Raw genomic sequence first — 19290 nt, forward strand, 5'->3', positions numbered from 1 at the left:
GAGCCCCCGCTGAAAATATGCGAGGGACGGTTGAAACATGGGTCAATTCTCGATGGAAATATCGGGCTGCGCCGGGTCAGCTCTCAGTGGAAATCAACAGGCTATAAAGATTGCGTGGTTCGGGATCTGGTCCTGCGGGCCGACGTGATCCGCTATCGACGCGAATGCTGGCTGGCGCCGGATGGACACATGATCACCGCGACGCTGCCAGCAGGAATTCAGAGTGGATACGGTGCCAATCTGCGACGGTTCTGCCTGATGCTCCACAGCCATGGACAAGTGACGACGCAGCGACTGACGACCCTGCTCAACGATGTCGGCGTCGAAATTTCCAAACGCCAGGTCATCCGGTTCTTGACGCAAGCTTTGGATGGCTTTCATGCCGAGGATGCTGCCGTGCTGCATGCCGGTCTGGTTTCGGCCCCTTACGTGACCGTTGACGATACCGGTGCCCGACATGCTAATCGGAATTTTCATACGACGCATATTGGAGGCGCGCATTTTAGCGCCTTTCGCACGGCACCATTCAAGTCCCGGCTGAATTTTCTGGCCCTGCTGCGCGGAAACTATCAGGACTATGTTCTCAATGACGCCGCCTTCACCTTTCTGGAAGACCGTCAGGTGGACCCTTCCCTTTTGACGCGCTTGAACACAGGCGAGCCGCGTCGGTTTGCCAACCAGGTTCCGTTTCTCGCCTATCTGGCGGAAAATGGTATCGACATCTTTGACAGGAGCATTATCCGCCCGTTTGCCGAAGCCGGCATTTGGGGCGCCATCCGCCATCATGGCCTGGTTGGCAATGTAGTGATCGTATCCGACGATGCTGGGCAGTTTCGCGTCGGCAACCATGCGCTCTGCTGGGTCCATGCAGAACGCCTGCTGCACAAGCTGATGCCGGCGACGCCGCGCCAGGTCAAACATGTCGAGACGCTGCGTGAACTCATCTGGCTTTTTTACAAGCTGCTGAAAGACTATCAGCGAAGTCCAAGCCGGCGTGCAGCCCACGGTCTTCAGGTCCGGTTCGATCGGATATTCTCCATCCGCACCGGATATCGCGACCTCGATCAACTGCTGTCTCGGCTGAAGCGCCGCAAGGCCGAGCTGCTGCGAGTTCTCGAGCGGCCTGAAACGCCGCTGAATACGAACGCATCGGAAAGGGATCTTCGCGGGTTTGTCATCAAGCGGAAGATCTCGGGTGGGACGGTCAGCCGCAATGGCCGACAGGCGCGCGACAGCATGCTCGGCCTGATGAAGACCTGCCAAAAGCTTGGTCTGTCGTTCTGGCACTATCTTGGCGATCGGTTGGGCATGGGTGACGACGATCATCCTATTGCGCCCCTCCCTTCCATGGTCGCAGCGCGCGGCTGACGCTTTTTCATTGCTCATTGTGCCGGCAGTGCCACCGGATCAGCCCCGCTTACGGCGCTAGGAGCCCTTGGCACGGAACTATCTGAGACTCTAAAATATTGAATTTATAGTAAACAATCCATTATTAAGAATCGAAACTGCCAATAGCTTCCGCTGCTGCCCACGATTCAGGGTTGGTGTTTAAACCATCGATAATTATAGGTTATCGATGGTAGTTGATCTCGAGTCGCAAATCAGCGAAAGTCAGGGCCAAGCACGGCCGCGACGGCCACAAAACCGCTGTTTTGGACGCAGGAACGAAGATGGATGTGACGCTTCACCGTACAAGCTATCCCGGTCTCGATGATCGCATCACCGTCCTGCGGGCAGCCGACGAGGTCGATGCCGTCTTCGTCCGCACCGAACGGTTCAACGTGCTGGTCGATACCCTGGCCACACCCGCGCTGTGCCGGCAGGCTCTCGATCTGCTCGCCGGAGAGATGGCGCGCCGCCCCTTGCTGGTGATCAACTCGCATCTGGACTGGGATCACTTCTGGGGCAATGCCGCCCTCGACCGCCAGGTGCCGATTATCGCCCATAGCAAGGCCATCGATCGGCTTCGCGATCCAGCGGCCCAGAGGATCCTGACCGAGAAACAACAGGAGCCGCGGTTTCACGCGGCCGAACTGATTGCCCCCAGCATCACCTTCGACGGCGAGACCATGGCTCTGCATGGCGGCGATCTAACCCTCGAGCTCATTCATACCCCTGGACATACCCCGGACCACATTGCCGTCTGGATCCCGGAAATCCGTACCTGCCTGGCGGTCGATGCCGTCGAGCATCCGATCCCGGAAGTCTGGAGCAGCGACCCTAACGATCTCAGCGCCCTCATCGCATCCCTGAAACGGATTCGAGCCCTGCAGGCCGACTACGTCGTCCTCGCCCATGGCCAGACGGCTGACCCGGCGATCGTCGATGCCAACCTCGACTATTTTGCCACCTTGCACGACCGCACAGCCGGTCTCACAAACACGGAACTGAACGACGCCGGTCTTGCCGACCGAGACGGCCTGCGATTGCAGGACCTGGTGACCGTGCCGAAAGAAATGTACGCCGAGACGCGCGCCTTCTACGGACGGTGTCATCAATCAAACCTTGCCGCGATGCTCGCCGCACGCGACGCCGGGATCGATCCGTTCCGCGAGCCTACCAATGACTAGGAGACCGAACGGGGTTGAGGCCCGCGCCGAGCAGCTTGACACCATTGCCGCCGTACTGCCGATCGAGCGCCGCGATGAGCTCGCCGAGCTGCTGACCGACCACGATATCGAGACGCTGCGCCATCTCGTCAACGAAGGAATGGGCGACAACACGCTGCGCGCCATCACCTCGGATCTCGCCTATCTCGAAGCCTGGGGTCTGGCGGCGACCGGCACTGCCCTCCCCTGGCCGGCGCCGGAAGCACTGCTCTTAAAATTCGTCGCCCATCACCTCTGGGACCCGCAGCGACGGACGTCCGATCCCGATCATGGCATGCCGGCCGATGTCGATCACAGCCTTCGAAGCCAAGGCTTTCTCAAGGCCGTCGGTCCGCACGCCCCGGCAACCGTGCGCCGGCGGCTGGCCAGCTGGTCGACATTGACCCACTGGCGTGGCCTGGACGGCGCCTTCACCTCCCCTCCCCTGAAGGCGGCCATTCGCCTGGCGGTGCGGGCAGCACCGCGGCAACGACGTCGCAAGAGCGCCAAGGCGGTCACCGGGGATGTACTCGCCAAGCTGCTGGCGACCTGCGAGAGCGACAGTCTGCGCGATCGGCGCGACCGGGCCATCCTGATGGTGGCCTTCGCTTCGGGCGGCCGCCGGCGCAGCGAGATTGCCGCTCTTCGTGTCGAGCAGCTGACGATGGAGGCGCCGATCGAGCAGAAGGACGGCCCTCCACTCCCCTCGCTGGCCATTCATCTCGGCCGTACGAAGACGACCTCTGGCGAGCAGGACGACGTCGTCTATCTCACCGGCCGGCCAGTGGAGGCGCTACATGCCTGGATGACAGCGGCCAAAATCGACAAAGGCAGCGTCTTCAGGGGGATCGGACGCTGGGAAACGCTGTCGCGACGTCCGCTCGACCCGCAATCGATCAACGCCATCATCAAGCACCGCGCCGCTATGGCCGGATTGGACCCCGTAGAGTTCTCTGCGCACGGACTGCGATCCGGCTATTTGACGGAGGCCGCCAATCGTCGCATTCCCCTCGTCGAAGCAATGGAGCAATCGCGCCACCGGTCGGTGCAGCAGGCGTCGAGCTACTATAACGACGCCACCCGACGCACCGGCAATGCCGCGCGAATGCTATGAGACGATTCTGGGGCGGCTTCACGACTGGAGGGCGTAACTCGGTATCTCTCGTTGCGGGGATGAGCCGGCGTTGAAAAGCTGCCTTCGCTTTGGCACCGAGGTCGTATTCTCCGTAGAAAACAAGCGTCGCATTGCGCCAATGCAAGCTAACTCATTCGAAAGCTTAAAAATCCCACGGATTCACGAGGGCGAGACCTGTCGTTTCGAAATCCCTGATATTGCGCGTGGCCAAGCGGCCGCCGTTCACCCGCGCTATTGCAGCGATCATTGCATCGGGTACTGACATCGCCTGTCCCTGACGAACCGCCTGCCCCATGATTTCGCCGTAGGCGAGCGCGGCTTCTTCTGTCAGACCAAACATCCGATCGGCAAACCGGCGACGCCATTCCGTCAGCCCTTGCTCCAAACGCTCGGCCCGCTGGTCTGGTCTGATCTTCTGAATGCCGAAAGCAATCTCGGCGACTGTCACCGTCGGCAATGCCAATTCCGCGTCGAACCGAACCAGCCAGGCCATAACAGCCTCGTTAGAGTCCTTCCGCAGTGTCTCCGAGACGACGTTCGTATCCAGAAATATCAAAGCTCGATACCCTGGTGAGGACGACGGCTTTCGCGGATGATGGAATCCAGATCGATATCTGTAGCAGCTTGAGCGTTGACGCGCCGGTAGAAGCTTGCAGCTGGTTCGCGGCCCGCCTCGCGTGTCTCGTAGGCCTCAAGCGCACGTTCGACCACCTCCGCAATCGAACGATTCTCACGTCGAGCGAGCCGGTGAGCCAGATCCCTTGCCTTGGAGCTTCGGACAGAAAGTTGTGGTGCGGCCATTGCGAGATCTCCTTCGCAGCAGATATAGGCTTATAATGGTTTGCCATCAAGATGGCAGCGGCCATCTTGCTATCTCGGTCACGTGCGGTCTGGGCGCGCTAGCTCGAGACCGACCGAATTGGCTGGACGATTGTGAGAACGCCTGCCAACGCAAGCTCGCTAGGCCGGGCCGTCGCCATTCTTTCCGAGGCAAGTTGCGAGAAGAACTACATGTTTCGCGAAAAGGGTCATCGTCGCTCCGCTGAGCAATCCCGAGACCGGCCGGTGCAGCAGGCGACGAGCTACTATAACTACGCTACCCGACGGACCGGCAATGCCGCATGCTCGGCACAACGAATGGCGGCAAGGATGGAGATCGAAAGTGACAAGTCGCTCGGCTTGCTGTAGCACGGTGTCATGTCGATCGTTTGCGCCTACGTTTCCCGATTTTATTATTTCCGTGCCTCGGTGCGGAAGCGGGAAAGTGCGTAACTAAGAAAGACGCAATTTATCCCAACAACCGCTAGTCTACCTGGCGGTTTTTTGCGCGCCCGGTATGACCTCCTGGAGACCAATACCGTGACCAACCCGACTGACGATCTGCGCATCACCAATATCGTCGAACTCTCCTCGCCTGCACGCATCATCGACGAGCTGCCGCGTGACGAGACTGTGAGTAAGACGGTGATCGGCGCTCGCAGCGCCATCCATGACATTTTGACCAAGAAAGACGACAGGCTTCTCGTCGTTGTCGGCCCCTGCTCCATCCATGATCCGGTCGCCGCGATCGACTATGCCAAGCGGCTCAAGGAACAGCGCGACCGGCTGCAGGGCGACCTTGAAATCGTCATGCGCGTCTACTTCGAAAAGCCGCGGACGACCGTCGGTTGGAAGGGCCTGATCAACGATCCCGGCCTCGATGGCAGCTTCCGGATCGAGGATGGCCTGCGCATCGCCCGCAAGCTGCTGCTCGATGTGAACGACTTCGCGCTGCCGGCGGGCTGCGAATTCCTCGACACGATCACACCGCAATACATCGCCGACCTCGTCAGCTGGGGTGCCATCGGTGCGCGCACGACCGAAAGTCAGGTCCACAGGGAACTCGCTTCCGGCCTCTCCTCTGCGATCGGCTTCAAGAACGGCACCACCGGCGATGTGCGTATCGCCCTCGACGCCATCATGGCCGCCTCGCAGCCGCATCATTTTCCGGCGGTGACGAAGGACGGACGCGCGGCGGTCGCGTCGACAAGCGGTAACGAGGATTGCCACATCATTCTGCGCGGCGGCAAACAGCCGAACTATGATCGCGAAAGCGTTGCGGCAGCGATGGCCGCCGCTCGCGACGCGAAGCTCGACCCGCGCATCATGATCGACGCCAGCCATGCCAACAGCCGCAAGAACCCGGAGAACCAGCCCGCCGTCCTGCAGGACGTCGCGCAGCAGCTCGCCGACGGCAACGATGCGATCATCGGGGCGATGGTCGAGAGCAATATTGTCGGCGGCCGGCAAGACCTGATCCCCGGAAAGCCGCTGGTTTACGGCCAGAGCGTCACCGACGGCTGTATCGACTGGCCGACGACCGTTCGGACCCTGGAGACACTGGCATCGGGTGTGAAAGCACGCCGCGCGGCCAACAGGGCAAAGGTCTGAACGAACGGCGGAGCGTAGATCGATACGCTCCGCCTGCCGATCCCGGACTGCGACCTGACGGATGCCGCCAATCGCAGCAAGCGCCTTCTCAACGGACGGCAAAACGACGGCTTTCAAAACGCCGTCGGCGATCGCGTTGATGTGAGGTCATCGCCCGCCCTCACCCATTCGAGAGAAACGCATGCAGAGCGGCGCGCACGCGCTCCTATCGAAATACAATATAACCACGTCGATCGCCTCGCTGCACGATCCGTCAGTAGAGCAACCGCGTTCTGATCGTGCCCGGTATCGCGCGCAGCGCCTGCAAGATTTCATCGGCCGTCTCCGACACGCCTTCGACCTCGATCACCACATAGCCCGTGTCGCCGTGAGTCTGCAGGAACTCGGCGACGATATTGAGCCCGCGCGAGGAGAAGATCTCGTTGAGCTTGATGAGCGTGCCGGGGCGGTTTTCGTGAACGTGAATAAAACGCGTTCCGTTCGGGCGCTCCGGCAATTGGACCTGGGGGAAGTTGACCGCGCCCATCGTCGAGCCGATATCGGAGTATTCCACCAGCTTCCTTGAGACTTCCCCGCCAATGCGCTCCTGAGCCTCCTCGGTGGAGCCACCGATGTGGGGTGTCAAAATGACGTTGCTCACGCCCTGTAGCGGCGTTTCAAAACGATCCTTGTTCGATGCGGGCTCCACAGGGAACACGTCAACGGCGGCTCCGGCGAGATGGCCTTCCTTCAGCACCTTCGCGAGCGCGTCGAGATCGACGACGGTCCCGCGGGAATTGTTGATGAAGATGGCGCCCTTCTTCATGCGCCGCAGTTCGGTCTCTGTGATCATGTTGTAGGTCGACGCCGTCTCGGGAACGTGCATCGTCACATAATCCGAAATTTCGAGGAGCTCACCGAGCGAAGCCATCGATTCCGAATTTCCCCGGCGCAGCCGGTCGGAAAGATCGAAATAGCGCACCACCATCCCCATGCTTTCCGCAAGAGCACTCAGCTGCGAGCCGATATTGCCGTAGCCGACGATTCCAAGCGTCTTTCCGCGCACTTCGCGGCTGCCAACAGCAGACTTCTCCCATCCGCCTAGATGCGCGGACGCCGATCGCGGGAAAATCTGTCGAGTGAGCATGATGATCTCGCCGATCACAAGCTCGGCCACCGAGCGCGTGTTCGAATAAGGGGCGTTGAAGACCGGAATGCCGCGACGGCGCGCGGCATCCAGATCGACTTGGTTCGTGCCGACAGAGAAACAGCCAACAGAAATCAACTTCTTGGCAGATTCGAGAATCTCTTCCGTCAGCTGCGTTCGGGATCGAATGCCGATGATGTGCGCATCGGCGATATGGCTTTTCAGATCCTTATCATCGAGCGCTTTCGGAAGATGAACGAGATTGGTGTATCCGCATGCCGCAAAGTAATCCACGGCACTCTGGCTGATACCTTCGAGCAGAAGGACCGAAATCCGGTCGCGGGAGAGGGAAAGCTGGCGAGTCATGACGAGACCTTCAGTTTCGATTGAAATTGGCCAAAATCGCTTCGGGGCCATCGCGGCACTTTACAACACGGCTTTGCGACCATCCGACAAACAGTGCAAGCGCAAAGACGATAATTCTCAGCTCCCCTAAGACCTCCCTCCCCGATGCTGATCAACTCCCGCGCAACCTTACGATTGCATCGGAACAAGGGCACCCATGCCTTTGACCTTACCTCCTCACCGACATTTGTTGCGTGTTGCCCGTGACATTAAATTGTCTTCGTGCTGTTACTCCCGGGATCGGAGCAAGGCGAAGTAATCGATGGCGAGACCCTGGACATCCAGTCGCGGGCCAATCGTGGCAAACGAAACGGATCTTTTGAAAGCGAAAGCGATCAATGCCCTTTTGTTGCAGCCGATCGATATACTTCCCTCCACAATCGGTGATCCAATCAAGCCATTTGCTCTGGGACTTTGGAACGAAATCCGTCCGCTTCTCAGGGCTGATGCGAACGTGACCGCGCTGCGCCGAGCGACCGGGGCCTATCTGCATTCCAAACGCTACTACCTCGCTACCGCACAACCGGAATCGATGCGCTTCGATCTTCAGGGCCGCGCGACGGAGCCGGTCTCTGCCGCCGATCGCCTGGCCGCCCAGCAGCGCTACGAAAGCCTCTTACGAAGCAACGAGACCCTACCCCCTCCGCCAGAAGCACCCGCTGCCCCGGTCGGTCTCACCAAGAGCGAGCAAATTCGAGCCGCATTGCTAAGCCGCCGACCAACGGAAAGTGCCCGCCCGCGCGCTGATCACCCCGTTCGCGCCGCTGCCGCTCCGTTTGCGCGTAGCAGCGCCATCAGCATCGGGCCAAGCGAGAATTCACCCCGCTCCGTACGTCGCGTCAAATCACGCAGATAGCCGCCGGCCGAATTGATGTGGCCGCCCCGCTCCAGGATCGAGGCTATCGCTATCGCAGCGTTTTCAGACCCCATAACATCGCAGGCATCCTGATACGCCGACGGGCTGACCCCCAACATTGATCGGACGACCACACCTGCTGCCATCAGATCGCGCCAGCTGGAAATAGCTCCACCGGGTCCGTAAGCGGCAATATCCGGGCACGCCTTCAGCACCATGCCTAATGGGAAGGCACCCGTCCCCTCGTGCTTCGGTTGGGTCTTCTCACTCGGCGTCGCGCCCCGCTCGTTTTCGGAGCGAGGTTCAAGTTCATTGATGGATTCGGTATTTGAATTCTGGATGTGACGCTCATTGTGAGCGGCATTGGCGTTATTATTTTCATCTTTCTGCTGTGTTTCCAGCGCGTTGAGGATCTCGTCGCGAAGGAGCTCCATTTCCTCCAGGATCGCAGTGACCTCGGCAATGGTCGGCGTGCGGGTGATACGGGCGACGAGGCGGATATAAACATCTTCCATCATCGTCCAGTTGCCAGATGCACCCTCCTCGACGGCTGCTGAAATCAGCTTGCGGACATCGCGCCGACAGATCGTGAGGTTCTCTTTTGCGCGACGAAACGCTGCTCGTTCGGCTGCGACCTGCCGGGCCATAGCAGCAAGCTCCTCGGAGCGCATCAACAGCGGCGAGATATCGAATCCGAACGCATTCTCGATCTCTCCCGCCTTACCCTTTCGCGCGTAGCGCTTGCCGTTGGCGCTGTCCTTGCGCACGATCAGGCCTGCCTCAACCAGAAGCGCCAGATGTCTGCGCAGCGTCGCCCCGGCGATCCCATGAGCACGAAGCGTCAATTGGACGTTCGAAGGGAAAACGATCAGTTGCGCGTCCTGGCGCAGCTCGTTGTCCGAATAAAAACTCAACAGCGCATCCAAGACCGCCAGGCTGCGATCCTGCAAGCCGAGCAATTCGCGCGCTTCAGCCGCGTCTCGAAAGATCTTCCATTTGTCCGCCGACTTCCCTGGCCTGATCTCTGCCACGGCCATTTGCCGTTTAACGAGGGCAAGCGTCATCGGCCGCCGCCCAAAAGGCGTCGTCACATGTCCACCTTGCATTTTTCCTTCACCTTCCAGAAGGCAAAAGAAACCTGCTCACCAAAAACGGTGCCAAAGACTCTTGACTGTAATTCGGGGAAATGCGATTCTCAGGCTGCTTAGACCTTTGAGAGAGGCTTCCACGACGGCAACGTTTGGGGCCTTTTTCTTTTGCGGTTCAGTCTCCTTTAGATACCTCATCGAGGAACTGCGCATAGAGCGCGTCCCAATTCCTGGACAGAAAATCGCCAAAGCGCATGGCGTTCTTTGATTTCATAGAGATCGCGTAGCTCTTGCCGGAACTCTTCATCTCGACGAGAACGCCCTTGTCTCTTGGCTCCCATTTGTCTGTCGTTGTGGCCGGCTCCTTCTTCTTCACAGAGCGAGCCGATCTGTTCAGCGCAGCGTAGAGCGCCAGAAAGCGATCATCGGATGGGAGCACGTTGAACTGCACGTCGCTCACAATCTCGCGGACCTTTTCGCTGTTCGCGGACTTACCGACCAACAAGGAAAGTTCGACCCAGCGCTCGCGTCCAATTCCAGGCGCGTCGCCGATAGTTCGGATAACATCGGCAGGGATGCGCTCGCCCACCGACAACATTTTCGATACGGAGGCCGCGTTGGAAGCCAGCGCGGCGGAGATTACCTCGCGATCATAGCCCAGATCCTCCAGCCGCTTTGCAAACAATGCGCGTTCGATGAAAGTCAAGTTGGCGCGTGCCGAGTTCTCCTGACCCTGCGCTATGACGTGGGTACGGTCATCCAGAGATTTGACGACAGCCTTGACCTTGCGACCCAACTCACGCGCCGCGCGCAGGCGGCGGTGACCGAAGACGACCTGGAATCGTCCTTCCACGCTCGCGTTGGGTCGAACCAGAATCGGGGTGTCTTGTCCGCGCGTCCGAATTGCTTCGACAAGTTCGCGGAAGTCGTCATTGTCCTGCGCCAGCCTGTCCTGGACGAAGGATGCGTCAACGACATCAGGATCGATTTCGACCACGACCTCGCCTTCGAGATACTTGTCTGCCTGCTTTGCAAGCTCATCCAGTGAGCGGACGAGGGACTTTCCAGCTCCCCGCATAGGATATGAAACTACGCTCGGCTGATCGTCCTGGACGTCAGCCAATCCTTCGAGCAGGTTCTTTCTAGCCATTTTAGTCGCTCCGATATGCTCTAAAGATTTGAAAAATCGTCACAAAATGGCGATTTTGTCAGCCGACAACTTTTAACCTTGCCATGAACGGTGAATCAGCTCTGCGATTTCACTGTTCACGGCGTCCAGAGATTCCAATGCGCGGTCATAGGTTGCCCTGTTCATCGACGACCGATCGACTTCATAGAGCGTCTGTTTCGTGATGCCCGCATCAGACACGGCCGTCGATTTGAGCATCTGGTTCTTCAACATGAACTCGTGGAACATCGTCGACATGAACCCGACCATCTGCGCCTGCGGAACGTCCGTCGGCTCGTAACGCGTAATGAGATAGCGATACCAAGACAGATTGACTTCGGCCCCGGCGGCGCGAATTGGCTTGAGGATACCGCCCAGCATCAACAGGAATTGCCCCATCGACATGACGTCGAGCATCTGGGGATGAATCGTGATGAGAACACTCGTCGCCGCCGTCAACGCGGTCAGCGTCAGGTATCCAAGCTGCGGCGGGCAGTCGATCACGACAACGTCGTACCTGTCTTCCACCTGCGAGAGTGCGCGTGAAATTCGGGTGAAAAACGTCTTGCCCTCGTTCGACGACTTGTCGGACATGGCAAGCGGCGTGTCGTATTCGTACTCCTGCAGATCGAGGTTCGCCGGCACGATATCCAGCCCGGGAAAATTTGTCGGCCGGATGATGTCGGCAAGATCTTTCTTCTCGCCATCATATCGGATGGCATCATAGATCGAGGCCACCTGATCCACTTCAGGCTGGAACCCGTGAAGCGATGACAGTGATGCCTGAGGGTCGAGGTCAACGGCAAGGACGCGATGACCCGTCAGCGCCAGGTATTGCGCAAGGTGAGCTGCGGTGGTGGTCTTGCCCGAGCCCCCTTTGAAATTGACGACTGCTAGCACATGCAGTTTCTCCCCGGGGCGGCGGTGGGGAACATACATGCGGCTGTCCGAGCGGCCGTGCTGATCCAGGTACTGGCGAAGCTCAAGCATTTGATCTGCGGTGTACGATCGGCGGCCGGACGAAGATGTCTGAGGGGAGGGGCCCTTACCTTCAAGGTGAAGCTTCTTCAGCGTGCTCTGCGAGACACCGACATAGTTCGCCACTTCCGCCAGGCTAAAGGTCCTGAGGGTCTTTCTTGCATTCGGCGGGAATCGCTGCACGCTGAGCAAATGGAGTCTCTTTGAGATGAGATCCCCTTGCTCGAGGATCTGATCCTCAAAGTGGACGGCAGCGGGTCTTTGCGACAAGGCCGATTTAGCGTTCATAGTCGAGATGCTTTCAGATAACGATTTTCGGCCAAAAACGGCCTCTTAACCGTTATTATCTGCGATTCGAGAGATCCAACAAGTGCTTTAAGGTTAACAGCGGCTTAGCCACGGGGCCGGGCCACCCGAAAACAGTGTCCGCGATTTCTCGATTCCGTCAGTCAATTCAGATAGTTATGGCGAAATTACCTGCCATCTCGTTCGAGTTCCGTTCTGGGGTGAATCCTACAAAACCAAGTGGTGCGGAACCGGCCCGTCATAGCGCAGCTTTCTTTTTGATGCCGACTCACCAGGAAGGGCATTTGTAGGATCCTACAATTGCGGCCCGATTCGCAATCGTGCTGACTAGTCGTTGCCCCAACAACGACGGAGACGTTCATGCCAGTCATCGCGATCTCGAGGCCCGCAGCACAGCCAGATATGCGAGCCGCCAGGCGCGCCGCACCGCTTCTCCAGCGCTGGTCGCTAAGGAGAAGCATGTGACCCATCTTCGCTCTCATCCCCGGCTTGTTCGAAAGCTTCGGGAGGCACTTGGCGATCAGATTTGCGCAGCCCTTGAAGACAGCAATGTTGTCGAGGTCATGCTCAATCCCGACGGAAGGCTCTTTATCGAGCGCCTCGGCCACGGTATCGCGCCTGCCGGCGAGATGTCGTATGCGGCCGCGGAAGTGATCATCGGCACGGTCGCACATGCACTTCAATCCGAGGTCGATGCAGATCGACCGATCGTCTCGGGCGAGTTGCCGATCGGCGGTCACCGCTTCGAAGGCCTGCTTCCGCCCGTTGTCGCCGGGCCTGCCTTCACGATCCGGCGGCGTGCGTCGCGTCTTATCCCGCTCGACGAGTATGTCCGAAATGGCGCCATGACAGCCGGCCAGGCCGGCACCATCAGAAGCGCGATCGATTCACGGCTCAACATCATCATCTCCGGCGGAACCGGATCGGGAAAGACAACACTCGCCAACGCGGTCATCGACGAGATCGTCAAAACTGCGCCGGAGGATCGATTGGTGGTCCTTGAAGATACGGCCGAGATTCAGTGTGCAGGCGTGAACGCGATCCTTCTCCACACCAGCGACGCAGTCAATATGGCGCGCCTGCTTAAAAGCACCATGCGGTTGCGCCCTGATCGCATTGTCGTGGGAGAGGTCCGTGATGGTGCGGCTTTAACCCTGCTGAAGGCATGGAATACCGGCCATCCAGGAGGTGTGGCGACGATCCACTCAAACACCGCAACGTCGGCATTGAGACGTCTCGAGCAACTCACCGCCGAGGCTAGCTTGCACCCGATGCATGAGGTGATCGGCGAAGCTGTCGATCTGATCGTTTCCATCGAGCGCACACCGCATGGCCGTCGGGTGCGCGACGTCATCCACGTCGAATGCTTCTCGAATGGTCGGTACGAACTTCAATCCGATGGTCCCACCGAAGAACAGGAGGCACACGATGTCGCGTAAGTGCTATCTTCTCGCCACTGCCATCGTCGCAGGCTTCAGTCTTATCTCCATTTCGCCTGCGGTTGCGAGCTCCGGCGGCAGTCTGCCATGGGAAGGTCCACTTGAGCAGATTCAACAATCGATAACGGGTCCTGTCGCCGGCTATATCGCACTGGCCGCCGTGGCGATCGCCGGCGGCATGCTGATCTTCGGCGGCGAGCTCAACGATTTCGCGCGGCGGTTAATGTACGTCGTCCTTGTTGCCGGCATTCTGCTCGGAGCGACGACAATCGTCGGGCTTTTTGGTGCAACCGGAGCAACGGTCGGCATTTCGCAGGACTTCAGCTCTTCCCGCCAATTGAACGGGGCAGGGGAGGGGGCAAATGACTAACCCTCTATCCGGGCTGCAGCGGAGCCGGATCCATCGCGCACTGTCCCGGCCAAGCCTTCTCATTGGTGCCGACCGAGAGCTGGTACTCATAACGGGACTGGCGGCAGTCATTTTGATCTTCGTCGTCCTGACCGCTTACTCTGCGGTTTTCGGCGTCCTCATCTGGATTTTCGTTGTCGGTGTGCTCCGCGTAATGGCAAAGGCCGATCCGATGATGCGTCAGGTTTATATCCGGCATGTCTTCTACAGGGCCTACTACCAGCCGACCACTTCGCCATGGCGAAGGTTCTGAGGAGGAGGCGATGGCATCTCTCAAAAACTTTCGCAATGCCGGGCCGTCGTTCGCGGACCTAGTTCCCTACGCCGGCCTCGTCGACAACGGCGTCCTGCTTCTGAAAGACGGAAGCCTGATGGCAGGGTGGTACTTTGCAGGTCCTGATACGGAAAGTGCGACCGATGGTGAACGCAATGACCTCTCCCGACAAATAAATGCGATCCTTTCGCGACTTGGTAGCGGCTGGATGATCCAGGTCGAGGCTATCAGGGTGCCAACGACCGATTATCCCGGTGAGGATCGCTGCCACTTTCCGGATCCTGTGACCCGCGCGATCGATGCCGAGCGGCGTGCGCATTTCGCCCGTACGCAGGGACATTTCGAAAGCAAGCACGCCCTCATTTTAACTCACCGGCCTTTGGAATCCAAAAAGACCGCGCTCAGCAAGTACATGTACTCCGACCAAGAAAGCCGCAAGAAATCCTATGCCGACACAGCCCTGCTCATGTTCCAAAATGCCATCCGCGAAATCGAGCAATATCTCGCGAACACACTCACGATCGTTCGAATGGAAACGTGTGATGTCTCGGAAAGGGGAGGGGCAAGAACGGCTCGCTATGACGAGCTCCTCCAGTTCGTTCGCTTCTGTATCACCGGCGAGAGTCATCCAGTCCGGTTGCCGGACGTGCCTATGTACCTCGACTGGATTGCGACGGCCGAACTCGAACATGGTCTGACGCCAAAGGTTGAAAGCCGTTTTCTCGGCGTGGTCGCGATCGATGGATTGCCGGCCGAAAGCTGGCCCGGCATCTTGAATAGCCTTGACGTGATGCCGCTCACCTATCGGTGGTCGTCGCGCTTCATCTTCATGGATGCAGAGGAGGCCCGACGGAAGCTGGAGCGCACGCGCAAGAAATGGCAGCAAAAGGTTCGTCCGTTCTTCGACCAACTGTTCCAGACACAGAGCCGATCGGTCGATCAGGACGCCATGACGATGGTCGCCGAGGCCGAGGATGCGATCGCACAGGCGTCCTCGCAACTGGTAGCCTACGGCTATTACACGCCGGTGGTCATCCTTTTCGACGAAGATCGCGACGCCTTACAGGAGAAAGCTGAAGCAATCCGGCGCCTGGTTCAGGCTGAAGGCTTCGGCGCCAGGATTGAAACGCTGAACGCGACGGATGCGTTTCTCGGCAGCCTGCCTGGAAACTGGTACGCGAATATCCGCGAGCCACTGATCAATACGAACAACCTGTCCGATCTCATCCCGCTCAACTCGGTCTGGTCCGGCAATCCGATTGCTCCTTGCCCATTCTATCCGGCCAACTCTCCGCCACTGATGCAGGTTGCCAGTGGTTCCACGCCGTTTTGTCTGAACCTTCATGTCGACGACGTCGGGCATACGTTGATCTTCGGTCCCACCGGATCGGGAAAGTCGACGCTGCTGGCGCTGATCGCAGCGCAATTCAGGCGCTACGAATTCGCGCAGATCTTCGCCTTCGACAAAGGAAACTCGCTGCTACCGCTGAGGTTGGCATCTGGCGGCGATCACTACGAAATCGGCGCTGACCACGAGGACGAGGGGAGGGCGCTATCATTCTGCCCGCTGTTCGACCTTTCAAGCGATGGCGACCGGGCATGGGCGAGCGAGTGGCTCGAAATGGTAGTCGCGCTGCAGGGCGTAACGATCACGCCCGACCATCGAAACGCCATTTCCCGTCAGATCGGTCTGATGGCAACAGCGCCTGGCCGGTCGCTGTCCGATTTCGTCAGCGGCGTGCAAATGCGGGAGATCAAGGACGCCCTGCATCATTACACCGTCGACGGACCAATGGGACAGTTACTCGACGCAGAAGAGGATGGCCTGACGCTCCGCGCATTTCAGTGCTTCGAGATTGAGCATCTTATGAACCTTGGTGAGCGCAGTCTGGTGCCGATACTGACCTATCTGTTCCGCCGGATCGAAAAGCGGCTCGACGGGTCTCCCAGCCTGATCCTTCTCGACGAGGCGTGGTTGATGCTCGGGCACCCTGTGTTTCGGAGCAAGATCCGCGAATGGCTTAAGGTCTTGCGTAAGGCAAACTGCGCCGTCGTGCTGGCGACCCAATCGATTTCAGACGCCGAGCGGTCAGGTATCATCGATGTTCTGAAGGAATCGTGCCCGACGAAGATCTGTCTGCCGAATGGTGCCGCGCATGAGACCGGAACTCGGGAGTTCTATGAGCGGATCGGATTCAACGAACGCCAGATCGAAATCGTCTCAAACGCCATCCCGAAGCGGGAGTACTACGTTGCAACCCCGGATGGCCGTCGCTTGTTCGACATGTCGCTCGGACCACTTGCGCTGAGCTTCGTTGGTGCGTCGGGGAAGGAAGATCTGAAACGCGTTCGAGCGCTGAAGGCGGAGCACGGTCATGAATGGCCGATCAGATGGCTTGAAACGAGAGGAGTTCCTGATGCCCGATCACTCAAGGATTTCGTCTAGGCTTGTCCTCGCTCTGATGGTGAGCGCAACGGCGGTGGCACCACCAACGCACGGTAGGGCTGGGGCGGCGACGGGGGCGGCAACCGAGTGGACGCAACTCGCCAACAACGCGCAGCTCATCGACCTCCTGAAGAGCTCAGGCCTCCAGGTCGACAATCAGCTAACGCAAATCAGCCAGCTCGCCGAGCAGATCGAAAACCAGCTGAGGATTTACGAGAACATGCTGCAGAACACGGCGCAGCTTCCCGATCACATCTGGGGGCAGGTTGAAGGTGACCTCAATCGCCTTCGTGACATCGTTGCTCAAGGTAAGAGCATTTCTTTCTCCATGGGAAATGCCGATGACATCCTGCAGCAGCGATTCAAGAGCTACGCCGATCTGGAGACCAAGCTTCCGAACGCCGAGAGCTACGCGTCGAGCTACCAGAACTGGTCAGACACGAACCGTGACACCATTGCCGGCACGCTAAGGGCCGCAAGCCTGACCGCCGATCAATTCGACAGCGAGGAAACGACCATGAGTTCCTTGCGAAGCATGTCGGAAACGTCGGACGGCCAGATGAAGGCACTGCAGGTCGGTCACGAGATCGCTGCCCAGCAAGTAGCCCAAATGCAGAAGCTGCGCGGGCTCGTGTCGCAGCAAATGACGATGGTGGGTACCTGGCTGCAATCGGAACAAACGGACAAGGATCTGGCGCAAAGACGGCGCGAAGAGTTCTTCAAGGCAACCGCCCCGTCGACCTCTGGCGGTGACAAGATGAAGGTCGAGTGGTGAGCTGGATGATACCACACCGCCCAACTCTGCAAACGCTTGCGGCGCTTACGGCCATTGTTGCCGTTGCGGCCCGGCCGGCCCTCGCCCAAGAGGGCTCAATACTGACCTCTCTACAAACTCAGATAACAAACACGGCGAAAGGGTGGGAAGAGACTGTCATGGACGCAGCGAAATCGCTGTTCTGGATCCTGGCGACGATCGAGATCGGCATTGCAGCAGTCTGGCTTGCCCTACAGGCTGCGTCTCTGGAAAGCTGGTTTTCGGAGCTGGTCAGGCGGATCATGTTCGTCGGCTTTTTTGCCTTCGTCCTGACGACGGGGCCCGCCTTCGCCAAGTCCGTTGTAGACAGCCTATTTGAGATCGGCGCAGGCGGCGGCACGGCGTCACCCGCGGACGTGTTCAACGCCGGGCTCGCAGTTGCAACGAAGATGTCCGAAAAGGTGAAGTTCGGCTTGTTCGAGGACAACGCGCTGGCCATATCGGCGGCCTTCGCGATGGTCGTGACCGTTATTGCTTTCTCCCTCGTCGCCGCAATCTTTGTATCGGTAATGGTTGAAATGTACCTGGGCTTGCTTGCCGGGATGATCATGCTCGGACTGGGCGGCTCGTCATTCACCAAGGATTTCGCAATCAGATATCTGGTCTACGCTTTTTCCGTGGGCATGAAACTCATGGCCCTCGTCATGATTTCCCGTATCGGCTCCGAGGTGTTGATCGGATTGGCCAATCAGCCCGATATCGGGGAGCAGTTTCAGACGGCGCTCGCAATTGCCGGCATAGCCGTCGTCGTATTCATAATTGCCATGTACGTCCCCAATATCATCCAGGGTGTCGTCCAGGGCGCGTCGGTCACCGGCGGCATGGAAACGATCCGCCATGCCTCACAAGCGGCGTCGTTTGCCGCGGGCGGCGCTGCGCTCTCAGTCGGCGCCGCTGGCGCCGGGGCAACAACTGCCCAGTCGGCTCGGGCCGGCGGTTCCTCCCCAGTCGGCGCCATGCTCCGCGGACTTGGAACGGCGGTTGGAAAAACAGCGGCGGCGGCGGGCTCGGCCGCCAAGGAAAAGGCGATTGGTTCGCCGGGCGCCTATTCCGGATCGCTTCTTGGCCTGGCCAACGCAAAGCTGGACGAAGCCCACGGGCGCGGGACTGCAAAAGCACCGCCTCCCGAACGCAATGACAATATCTAATGAGGGGAAAATCGAATGGCAGCCAATCGCGTGCCTGAAAATCCATACCTTGCCGCGCGCCAGGAATGGACCGAGAGATACGGCTCATATGTCCAGGCCGCTCGAGCATGGCGCATTGTCGGGATCATGGGTCTCGCCATGGCCGTCATCGGCTTCAGCTATGCCTTGTACGTGAGCACGCAGGTAAAGCTCGTACCCTATATCGTCGAGGTCGATAAGCTGGGCAGCTCTGTGACGGCAGGTTTCCCGCAGCGGATCGAGTATGCCGATCCACGAGTAATCAGGGCGACACTTGGCAACTTCGTCACGAGTTTCCGTTCGATCACCCCGGATGCGGTGGTCCAGAAGCAATACATCGATCGAACCTACGCTCTGCTTCGTAACTCCGATCCATCGACACAGAAGATCAATTCCTGGTTTCGCGCAAACTCCCCCTTCGAAAAGGCGAAGTCTTCCACGGTCGCCGTCGAGGTCAACAACATCGTGGCACTCTCCAACCAGACCTATCAGCTCGACTGGACGGAGTTCGAGCGTGATCGCAAAGGAAAGGAAACGGCAACACGCCGGTACCGGGGTATCGCGACAGTGGCGCTCATCGCTCCACAGGATGAGGCGACCATCCGCGTTAATCCTATCGGTCTCTACATCCAGGACCTCGATTGGACCGCACAGCTTTAACG

Annotated in this window: 20 protein-coding genes; 13 read left to right on the plus strand and 7 right to left on the minus strand. The window is 58.9% G+C overall.

Features of this window, described 5'->3' with window-relative positions:
- Positions 1 to 93: 93 nt before the first annotated feature.
- A complete protein-coding gene (locus tag A6U87_RS30335; protein WP_244499424.1) occupies positions 94 to 867 on the minus strand; it encodes a hypothetical protein in 774 nt (257 codons plus the stop codon).
- A gap of 24 nt (positions 868 to 891) precedes the next feature.
- Between A6U87_RS30335 and A6U87_RS30340 the strand changes: the two genes are divergently transcribed.
- The 3 genes from A6U87_RS30340 to A6U87_RS05730 all read left to right on the plus strand — a co-directional run bounded on the left by A6U87_RS30340 (position 892) and on the right by A6U87_RS05730 (position 3702).
- Positions 892 to 1368, plus strand: a complete 477-nt coding sequence (locus A6U87_RS30340; RefSeq protein WP_244499425.1) for a transposase — start codon at positions 892 to 894, stop codon at positions 1366 to 1368.
- A gap of 302 nt (positions 1369 to 1670) precedes the next feature.
- Positions 1671 to 2570: an MBL fold metallo-hydrolase gene (locus A6U87_RS05725; protein ID WP_065690295.1), complete on the plus strand. Its 900-nt coding sequence runs from the start codon at positions 1671 to 1673 to the stop codon at positions 2568 to 2570.
- Complete coding sequence (locus A6U87_RS05730; RefSeq protein WP_065690296.1) at positions 2563 to 3702, plus strand: tyrosine-type recombinase/integrase; 1140 nt, start codon at positions 2563 to 2565, stop codon at positions 3700 to 3702. The genes A6U87_RS05725 and A6U87_RS05730 overlap by 8 nt, the downstream gene beginning before the upstream one ends.
- 163 nt (positions 3703 to 3865) lie before the next feature.
- On the opposite strand, the gene A6U87_RS05735 is transcribed toward A6U87_RS05730, so the two are convergent.
- Together A6U87_RS05735 and A6U87_RS05740 are read right to left on the minus strand one after the other, a co-directional pair.
- A complete protein-coding gene (locus A6U87_RS05735; protein ID WP_065690297.1) occupies positions 3866 to 4279 on the minus strand; it encodes a type II toxin-antitoxin system VapC family toxin in 414 nt (137 codons plus the stop codon).
- On the minus strand, positions 4276 to 4524 hold the full coding sequence (locus tag A6U87_RS05740; protein WP_025662876.1) for a type II toxin-antitoxin system VapB family antitoxin: 249 nt from the start codon (positions 4522 to 4524) through the stop codon (positions 4276 to 4278). The genes A6U87_RS05735 and A6U87_RS05740 overlap by 4 nt, the downstream gene beginning before the upstream one ends.
- A gap of 210 nt (positions 4525 to 4734) precedes the next feature.
- Here A6U87_RS05740 and A6U87_RS29875 point away from each other — a divergent pair, with 210 nt between their 5' ends.
- Together A6U87_RS29875 and A6U87_RS05745 are read left to right on the plus strand one after the other, a co-directional pair.
- Positions 4735 to 4911, plus strand: coding sequence for a hypothetical protein (locus A6U87_RS29875; protein WP_158007256.1), 177 nt, complete (start codon positions 4735 to 4737; stop codon positions 4909 to 4911).
- Positions 4912 to 5082: 171 nt separating this feature from the next.
- Positions 5083 to 6153 (plus strand): 3-deoxy-7-phosphoheptulonate synthase, encoded by a 1071-nt coding sequence (locus A6U87_RS05745; RefSeq protein WP_065690298.1) that lies wholly within the window; start codon positions 5083 to 5085, stop codon positions 6151 to 6153.
- Between the two features lie 253 nt (positions 6154 to 6406).
- Here A6U87_RS05745 and serA read toward each other — a convergent pair whose 3' ends face one another.
- Positions 6407 to 7645: a phosphoglycerate dehydrogenase gene (gene serA, locus A6U87_RS05750; RefSeq protein WP_065690464.1), complete on the minus strand. Its 1239-nt coding sequence runs from the start codon at positions 7643 to 7645 to the stop codon at positions 6407 to 6409.
- Positions 7646 to 7946: 301 nt separating this feature from the next.
- On the opposite strand from serA, the gene A6U87_RS29115 reads away from it, so the two are divergent.
- Positions 7947 to 8540, plus strand: a complete 594-nt coding sequence (locus A6U87_RS29115) for a ProQ/FINO family protein (RefSeq protein WP_083199279.1) — start codon at positions 7947 to 7949, stop codon at positions 8538 to 8540.
- On the opposite strand, the gene repC is transcribed toward A6U87_RS29115, so the two are convergent.
- The 3 genes from repC to repA form a co-directional block, all read right to left on the minus strand.
- Positions 8432 to 9646, minus strand: coding sequence for a plasmid replication protein RepC (repC, locus tag A6U87_RS05755; protein WP_065690299.1), 1215 nt, complete (start codon positions 9644 to 9646; stop codon positions 8432 to 8434). The two genes, A6U87_RS29115 and repC, sit on opposite strands and share 109 nt — an antisense overlap.
- 157 nt (positions 9647 to 9803) lie before the next feature.
- Entirely contained in the window at positions 9804 to 10778 is a 975-nt protein-coding gene (gene repB / locus A6U87_RS05760; protein ID WP_065690300.1) for a plasmid partitioning protein RepB, read from the minus strand.
- 72 nt (positions 10779 to 10850) lie between these two features.
- Positions 10851 to 12062: a plasmid partitioning protein RepA gene (repA, locus tag A6U87_RS05765; protein WP_065690301.1), complete on the minus strand. Its 1212-nt coding sequence runs from the start codon at positions 12060 to 12062 to the stop codon at positions 10851 to 10853.
- A gap of 479 nt (positions 12063 to 12541) precedes the next feature.
- Here repA and trbB point away from each other — a divergent pair, with 479 nt between their 5' ends.
- From trbB to A6U87_RS05805, 7 genes are read left to right on the plus strand one after another with little or no spacing between them, the layout of a single operon-like run.
- Complete coding sequence (trbB, locus tag A6U87_RS05775) at positions 12542 to 13519, plus strand: P-type conjugative transfer ATPase TrbB (protein ID WP_065690303.1); 978 nt, start codon at positions 12542 to 12544, stop codon at positions 13517 to 13519.
- Positions 13509 to 13889 (plus strand): TrbC/VirB2 family protein, encoded by a 381-nt coding sequence (locus tag A6U87_RS05780; protein ID WP_065690304.1) that lies wholly within the window; start codon positions 13509 to 13511, stop codon positions 13887 to 13889. Before trbB ends, A6U87_RS05780 begins: the two co-directional genes overlap by 11 nt.
- Positions 13882 to 14181, plus strand: coding sequence for a conjugal transfer protein TrbD (locus A6U87_RS05785; protein WP_065690305.1), 300 nt, complete (start codon positions 13882 to 13884; stop codon positions 14179 to 14181). Before A6U87_RS05780 ends, A6U87_RS05785 begins: the two co-directional genes overlap by 8 nt.
- Before the next feature lie 10 nt (positions 14182 to 14191).
- Entirely contained in the window at positions 14192 to 16648 is a 2457-nt protein-coding gene (locus A6U87_RS05790; RefSeq protein WP_065690306.1) for a conjugal transfer protein TrbE, read from the plus strand.
- Between the two features lie 16 nt (positions 16649 to 16664).
- Entirely contained in the window at positions 16665 to 17423 is a 759-nt protein-coding gene (gene trbJ / locus A6U87_RS05795; protein ID WP_065690307.1) for a P-type conjugative transfer protein TrbJ, read from the plus strand.
- Between the two features lie 5 nt (positions 17424 to 17428).
- Positions 17429 to 18610, plus strand: a complete 1182-nt coding sequence (gene trbL, locus A6U87_RS05800; protein ID WP_065690465.1) for a P-type conjugative transfer protein TrbL — start codon at positions 17429 to 17431, stop codon at positions 18608 to 18610.
- Positions 18611 to 18625: 15 nt separating this feature from the next.
- Positions 18626 to 19288, plus strand: a complete 663-nt coding sequence (locus A6U87_RS05805) for a conjugal transfer protein TrbF (RefSeq protein ID WP_065690308.1) — start codon at positions 18626 to 18628, stop codon at positions 19286 to 19288.
- Positions 19289 to 19290 lie beyond the last annotated feature (2 nt).

It is taken from the genome of Rhizobium sp. AC44/96, from assembly GCF_001692185.1.
Taxonomy (GTDB): Bacteria; Pseudomonadota; Alphaproteobacteria; order Rhizobiales; family Rhizobiaceae; genus Rhizobium.

Excerpts from the sequence above, each read along its gene's own strand:
- A6U87_RS30335 (WP_244499424.1), bottom strand. The coding sequence starts at position 867 with ATGGACCCAGCAGAGCGCATGGTTGCCGACGCGAAACTGCCCAGCATC.
- A6U87_RS30340 (WP_244499425.1), top strand. The coding sequence starts at position 892 with ATGCCGGCGACGCCGCGCCAGGTCAAACATGTCGAGACGCTGCGTGAA.
- A6U87_RS05725 (WP_065690295.1), top strand. The coding sequence starts at position 1,671 with ATGGATGTGACGCTTCACCGTACAAGCTATCCCGGTCTCGATGATCGC.
- A6U87_RS05730 (WP_065690296.1), top strand. The coding sequence starts at position 2,563 with ATGACTAGGAGACCGAACGGGGTTGAGGCCCGCGCCGAGCAGCTTGAC.
- A6U87_RS05740 (WP_025662876.1), bottom strand. The coding sequence starts at position 4,524 with ATGGCCGCACCACAACTTTCTGTCCGAAGCTCCAAGGCAAGGGATCTG.
- A6U87_RS29875 (WP_158007256.1), top strand. The coding sequence starts at position 4,735 with ATGTTTCGCGAAAAGGGTCATCGTCGCTCCGCTGAGCAATCCCGAGAC.
- serA (WP_065690464.1), bottom strand. The coding sequence starts at position 7,645 with ATGACTCGCCAGCTTTCCCTCTCCCGCGACCGGATTTCGGTCCTTCTG.
- A6U87_RS29115 (WP_083199279.1), top strand. The coding sequence starts at position 7,947 with ATGGCGAGACCCTGGACATCCAGTCGCGGGCCAATCGTGGCAAACGAA.
- repC (WP_065690299.1), bottom strand. The coding sequence starts at position 9,646 with ATGCAAGGTGGACATGTGACGACGCCTTTTGGGCGGCGGCCGATGACG.
- repB (WP_065690300.1), bottom strand. The coding sequence starts at position 10,778 with ATGGCTAGAAAGAACCTGCTCGAAGGATTGGCTGACGTCCAGGACGAT.
- repA (WP_065690301.1), bottom strand. The coding sequence starts at position 12,062 with ATGAACGCTAAATCGGCCTTGTCGCAAAGACCCGCTGCCGTCCACTTT.
- A6U87_RS05780 (WP_065690304.1), top strand. The coding sequence starts at position 13,509 with ATGTCGCGTAAGTGCTATCTTCTCGCCACTGCCATCGTCGCAGGCTTC.
- A6U87_RS05785 (WP_065690305.1), top strand. The coding sequence starts at position 13,882 with ATGACTAACCCTCTATCCGGGCTGCAGCGGAGCCGGATCCATCGCGCA.
- A6U87_RS05790 (WP_065690306.1), top strand. The coding sequence starts at position 14,192 with ATGGCATCTCTCAAAAACTTTCGCAATGCCGGGCCGTCGTTCGCGGAC.
- trbJ (WP_065690307.1), top strand. The coding sequence starts at position 16,665 with ATGGTGAGCGCAACGGCGGTGGCACCACCAACGCACGGTAGGGCTGGG.
- trbL (WP_065690465.1), top strand. The coding sequence starts at position 17,429 with ATGATACCACACCGCCCAACTCTGCAAACGCTTGCGGCGCTTACGGCC.
- A6U87_RS05805 (WP_065690308.1), top strand. The coding sequence starts at position 18,626 with ATGGCAGCCAATCGCGTGCCTGAAAATCCATACCTTGCCGCGCGCCAG.